The 6,121-nt window shown below is 28.5% G+C and carries 7 protein-coding genes; all 7 read left to right on the forward strand.

Annotation, left to right across the window (positions count from 1 at the left end):
* A partial coding sequence (locus VLM92_RS08910; RefSeq protein WP_325275990.1) for a methyl-accepting chemotaxis protein occupies window positions 1-476 on the forward strand: 476 nt, incomplete at its 5' end.
* A 265-nt stretch (window positions 477-741) separates the two neighbouring features.
* On the forward strand, window positions 742-1,668 hold the full coding sequence (locus tag VLM92_RS08915) for a chemotaxis protein (RefSeq protein WP_325275991.1): 927 nt from the start codon (window positions 742-744) through the stop codon (window positions 1,666-1,668).
* A 266-nt stretch (window positions 1,669-1,934) separates the two neighbouring features.
* Complete coding sequence (locus VLM92_RS08920) at window positions 1,935-2,954, forward strand: threonine aldolase family protein (RefSeq protein ID WP_325275992.1); 1,020 nt, start codon at window positions 1,935-1,937, stop codon at window positions 2,952-2,954.
* A 342-nt stretch (window positions 2,955-3,296) separates the two neighbouring features.
* On the forward strand, window positions 3,297-4,553 hold the full coding sequence (gene glyA, locus VLM92_RS08925; RefSeq protein ID WP_325275993.1) for a serine hydroxymethyltransferase: 1,257 nt from the start codon (window positions 3,297-3,299) through the stop codon (window positions 4,551-4,553).
* A 46-nt stretch (window positions 4,554-4,599) separates the two neighbouring features.
* The gene (locus tag VLM92_RS08930; protein ID WP_325275994.1) at window positions 4,600-5,145 is read left to right on the forward strand and encodes a cupin domain-containing protein; all 546 of its coding nucleotides are present in this window, start codon (window positions 4,600-4,602) and stop codon (window positions 5,143-5,145) included.
* Between the two features lie 280 nt (window positions 5,146-5,425).
* Entirely contained in the window at window positions 5,426-5,755 is a 330-nt protein-coding gene (locus VLM92_RS08935; protein WP_325275995.1) for a hypothetical protein, read from the forward strand.
* Window positions 5,756-5,820: 65 nt separating this feature from the next.
* The coding region (locus VLM92_RS08940; RefSeq protein ID WP_331681731.1) for a hypothetical protein at window positions 5,821-6,121 on the forward strand (301 nt) is incomplete at its 3' end.

The raw sequence follows: 6,121 nt of genomic DNA on the forward strand, positions 1-6,121 counted from the left end.
CACTTAATGCAGCAGTAGAAGCAGCACGTGCTGGAGATGCTGGTAAAGGATTTGCCGTTGTTGCTGATGAAGTTAGAAATCTTGCTGCAAAATCTGCACAAAGTGCAAAAGATACAGCGGAGTTAATTGAAAAAGCACTTAGAGCAATAGAAAATGGTACTATAATAGTTTCTGAAACGGCAAAATCTCTTGAAGAAGTTGTTGATGGTGCACAAAAGTCAGCAGAAGTTATACAAGAGATTGCAGATGCAAGTAATGAACAAGCACAGCATATCAATCAAGTAAATATTGGTGTGGAACAAATATCTGGAGTTGTACAGACTAATTCAGCAACTTCTGAAGAAAGTGCTGCCGCAAGTGAAGAGTTATCAAGTCAGGCTCAAATGTTAAAACAACTTATTGGTAAATTTACCTTAAAAGATGAACAAGGCAAATACTTTGATAGCAAAATGCTATTTGATAGTGAAGAATTCTAAGTATAAATTTATAATATATAGATTTTATAGATTGAAATTTTTGCATAGTTGTAATTAAAATAATCACAATATAACTGAGTTCCTTATTTATAATTTTTTATGCTGCTACTAAAGATTATTAATAAGTTTAGCTCAGTTATATTATTTTTTTGATTTTTAAATCTTAAATTAAAAAGAATCCTCTAGATTTATCAAGATGGTCCGTATATATAAATAAGTAAGGATATTTTAATATTTATAAGATTTGTAACATAGGAGGACGATTATGGAAATTTCAGAAAGTACAAGTCAGACAAAAATACTTTTGGAATCGGGAACTAATGAACTTGAAATTATGGAATTTACTATTTCAGGTGAATTGTTTGGTATAAATGTAGCAAAAGTTCGTGAGATTATGAAAGCTGAAACGGTAAAAAAAATGCCTAATTCACATGATGTTGTAGAAGGTGTATTTAAGCCGAGAAATGAAATTATTGCTGTAATAGATTTAGGAAAATATTTAAATCTTCCTAAATCTAAGAATTCGGGTAAGGATATTTTCATTGTTACCCACTTTAACAAGCTAAACGTTGCTTTTCATGTGGAAACAGTCGTTGGTATTGACCGAGTTTCGTGGGAAGCAATAAAAAAACCAGATAGAGTTATCTATGGAGCTGAAGAAGGAGTTGCAACAGGCATTGCAGAATATAAAGATAGGCTTATAACCATTTTGGATTTTGAAAAAATTGTTGCAGAAATAAGCCCTGAATCGAGTATTCAATTTGAATCTATAGAAAATTTGGGCGAACGTAAAACCAATGATAAAACTATTTTAATTGTAGAAGATTCAATGTTACTTTCGAAAATGATTATTGAATGTTTACACAAAGCTGGTTATAAAAATACGGTTAAGGTAGATAATGGTCAGGAAGCATGGGATTATTTACAAGAAGTAAAAACTTCTGGTGATCCAATTAAAAAGCATGTTTCGTGTATAGTATCAGATATTGAAATGCCGCTAATGGACGGACATCGATTAACAAAGCTTGTTAAAGAAGATAGCGTCCTTAAAGATATTCCACTAATTTTATTCTCTTCTTTAATAAGCGAAGAAATACGTATTAAAGGTAACTCAATTGGGGCAGATGAACAAATAACTAAACCTGAAATAGCCAACCTTGTTAGTATAATTGATAGATTAACAGATAATTAAAACAAGAAAACACTCTTTCTAAGGATAATAGATGAGTGTTTTTTTATTTTGTTAACTTAAACCACGTTAAAATAATATATATACTATTCTTTTATTTGATTCATTTTTTATAGGAACTTTTAAACTTATGTATTTAAATAAGCTAAGTATAAATATATAATTAGCAAAAATTAAAAATTTATAGAAATAAATATATTACAAGTGATACCATTAGTTTAAATACAATATTAAAAAGTATAATTATTAGCGAATATGGAGGAAAGTAAATGTATAGCTTAAAAAATGATTATAGTGAAGGAGCTCATCCACAAATACTTGAAGCTTTGTTAAAAACAAATTTAGAACAAAGTGAAGGATATGGAGAAGATAAATACTGTATAGAAGCTAAAAAATTAATAAAAGAAAAGTTACAAAATGATAATGTGGACATTCATTTTATTCCAGGTGGTACTCAAACAAACTTGACTTCTATAGCTGCATTTTTAAGACCACATGAAGCATCTATAGCTGCAAATACTGGTCATATATTTGTCCATGAAACGGGTGCAATAGAATCTACTGGTCATAAGGTGATTTCAGTAAACGTAGAAGATGGAAAATTAAGAAAAGAGCATGTACTATCTGTTCTTAAAGAGCATACTGATGAACATATGGTAAAACCAAAGCTAGTGTATATTTCTAACTCAACAGAAATTGGAACTATATACAAAAAAAGCGAGTTAGAAGAATTAAGTCAAGTTTGTAGAGAAAATAACTTATTATTATATATGGATGGTGCTAGACTAGGATCTGCTTTATGTTGCAAGGAAAATGATTTAGATATCTCTGATTTTACAAATCTTACAGATGCATTTTACATAGGAGGAACTAAAAATGGAGCTTTTATGGGAGAAGCACTTGTAATTTGTAATGATAATCTTAAAGACGATTTTAGATATAATATAAAGCAAAGAGGAGCTTTACTTGCTAAGGGGAGATTATTAGGAATACAGTTTATGGAGCTATTTAGAGATAACTTATTCTTTGAAATAGGGCAACATGCAAATGATATGGCTGATATTTTAAGAACTGGAATAAGCGAATTAGGATATAAATATTTGGTAGATTCACCTTCTAATCAAATTTTCCCAATATTGCCCAATAGAGTAATTAAAAAATTACAAGAAAAATATTCATTTTATATATGGGCAAGTACAGATGAAAATAATTCATCTATTAGACTTGTAACCTCTTGGGCTACAAGTAAAGAAGCAGTTTTAGAGTTTATAGAAGATTTAAAAATTTAGTATAAAAGGAATACAGCATAAATATGTTACCAATTATCTTGCGTATACATATATTATTTGAAGATTAATCATATAAAAACAGTATAAAAAAGAAGTAGATTGGTCTCATGAATAATGAATTAATCTACTTTTTTTCTATTAACCAATAAACTTTATGCCTTGTTAGATATAAAAATTAAACTACATTTAATTAATTAAAATATACTTGACATTAATATATCAGCTAACTACAATGTAATTAAAATGCACTTAATTAATTAAATAACATTTAATATACTCAATAAATTCAAATCTTTAAAATAAGCATTTCAGTAAATATAAAAATTCGGGGGGAATAGATTTATGTTAAAAGCAACAAAAATATCAGACCCACAAGTATATCAAATAGTAGCAGATGAACTAGATAGACAAATACACAATATAGAAATGATAGCATCAGAAAGTACAGCACCAACAGAAGTACTTGAACTAAGTGGATGTGTATTTACAAATAAAACAGAAGAAGGTTATCCAGGTAAAAGATTCCAAGCAGGTTCACAACAGGCAGATAGACTCGAAATATTAGCTTGGAAGCGTGCTAAAGAAGTATTTGGTGCAGAACATGTAAACATTCAACCTTACTCTGGATCTACTGCTAACTATTGTGTTTACAATGCAATTTTAAAACCAAATGATACTGTTTTAAGTATGAGACTTGATCAAGGTGGTCACCTAACTCATGGATCTACTGCTAATTTCCTTCACGATATATATAATTATGTATTTTATGGAGTAGATAAAAATACAGAGCTTATAGATTATGTAGATTTAGAAAAAAAAGCAAGAGAACATAACCCAAAACTTATAATTGCAGGAGCTAGTTCATACCCAAGGCTTATAGATTATGAAAGAATAAGTAAAATAGCAAAAGATGTTGGAGCATACTTTATGGTTGATATGGCTCATATTGCAGGATTAGTAGCAACTAATCTAATACCAAGTCCAGTTGAACATGCTGACTTTGTTTCATCATCTACAACAAAAACTTTCTGTGGTCCTAGAAGTGGAATTATATTATGTAAAAAAGAACATGCAAAGAAAATAGATAAATCAGTTTTCCCTGGAACACTAGGATCAATGCATTTAAACACTATGGCTGCAAAGACATTCTCATTGGGATATTTAAAAACTGATGAGTTTAAAAATATTATGAAACAAGTATTAATTAATGCTAAAACACTAGCAAAAGAACTTACATCACGAGGATTTCGTATAGTAAGTGGTGGTACAGATAATCATATAGTACTTGTTGATTTAAGACCTAAAAATTTAAATGGTCAGCAATTTGAAAAAGCTCTAGAATACGTAGGTATAACTGTTAATAAAAATATGATACCTTTTGATACAGAAAAACCATCTATTACTAGTGGGGTACGTATTGGTCTTACTGCTGTTTCACAAAGAGGTTTAAAAGAAAAAGAAATAGTTAGGATTGCTGATATAATGAATAAAGTTGCTTTAAATCCTGAAAATATAGATAATTTAGATGCTTGTAAAAATGAAGCTAGAGAACTTATTTCAAAATTCCCATTATATCCTCAAGGATATTTTGAAGATTAATATTTAATTATATAAAATAAAAAATTCAACTTAAGGGAGAAAATACATGAGTGATTTAAATATAGGAGAAAAGATAGCGCAAATTAGAAAAAAACAAGATTTAAGTATAAAAGATTTAGCAAAATTGGCAGGTGTTACATCATCTTTACTTAGTCAAATAGAAAGAGGTCTAGCCAATCCTTCTGTTAACTCACTAAAATCTATTGCTTGTGCACTTAATGTTCCATTATTTACTTTTTTTACTTGCGAGGTAAATAAGGAAGAATTAATAGTCAGAGGTAATAGTAGAAAAAAAGTGGTATTACCAGGAAGTAGTGATGTTGTTTATGAAATGTTAGCGCCTGGAGACAAAGATAATTTAGAATTTGCTATTATGAATTTAGCTCCTAATACATCTTCTTGTAATGAACATATTCATCATAAAGGAGTTGAGATTGCTTATGTATTAAAAGGGCAAGTAAATTTGTATCTTGATGATGATAAATTTATACTTAATGAAGGTGATAGTGTAAAGGTCCCAATAGGAACAAATCATAGATGGGATAATTCATACGAGAAAGATTGTAAAATAATCTTTGCAGTTATTCTATAGGAGAATGTATATAGATTTATGTAATTAGAGCTTTTACTCATTTTATATTAAGAAAAAAGGCTATCTTGATTAGATAGTCTTTTTTATGCGTTTTTATAAGTGCCTATGATATTAATACAATTCTAATTATTATTGATTTTAAGTTTATCGAAGTATAATATAAAGATAAGAGGTATATCTAATACTAAGTTATTAATATATGGTAAAATTTCAACTTGTTAATTAAACATAGTTTTATATATCAAAAACATGTTTAATAGTTGTAAAGGAGGGGATTTTCATGAAAAAGAAGTCAGTTGTTGTATGTATAATATTGAGTTTAATTATTTTATTTTTAGGGTCAATATCTTACTCATCTAAAATAATTAATCCATTTGTGGGATTGAAAGGTATTATAAAGATAGAGTTAAGTGATGACAACATTGAAAAAATTTCAGATAAACCATTAATATACATAGGTAAAGACTATAATGATATCCTAAATTATATGGGCTCAAAAGGGTATATATCAGAACAAGTAGGCAGAGGATTTTATTTCCAAAAAGATTCTGATAATATTTTGTTAGTAGCAGAAGGGTTCATGCAGAGATATGTTATTTTTAGTGAATAATAAATATTATTTTAGACTTACCGATTTAATATGAAAAAATTTAAAACAAAAAAGGGGCGATAAATATGAATATTACTGCACGACTTAAGACTTTAACCAATAAACTATCTTATAGCTTTAAGCGTTTCCCTATACCTTTATTATTTGCAGCTTTAGTAGTGGGAATCCTTATTTCTATCAATCATTTAGATTTTAAACAAGAAGAGACGATAGAAATGTATTCCCGAGTAGCTATGGTATTAGCTATTGGTATTCCTTTAAGCTTATCTTTAGATGTTTTTTTCGAAGGAAACACAAATATTAAAAAAAACACTAAAATTTTAGCATATTTAGGTATGGTAATTCTTTTAGTTGTTTACTATCTAG

Source organism: Romboutsia sp., assembly GCF_035470145.1.
Classification (GTDB): Bacteria; Bacillota; Clostridia; order Peptostreptococcales; family Peptostreptococcaceae; genus Romboutsia_D.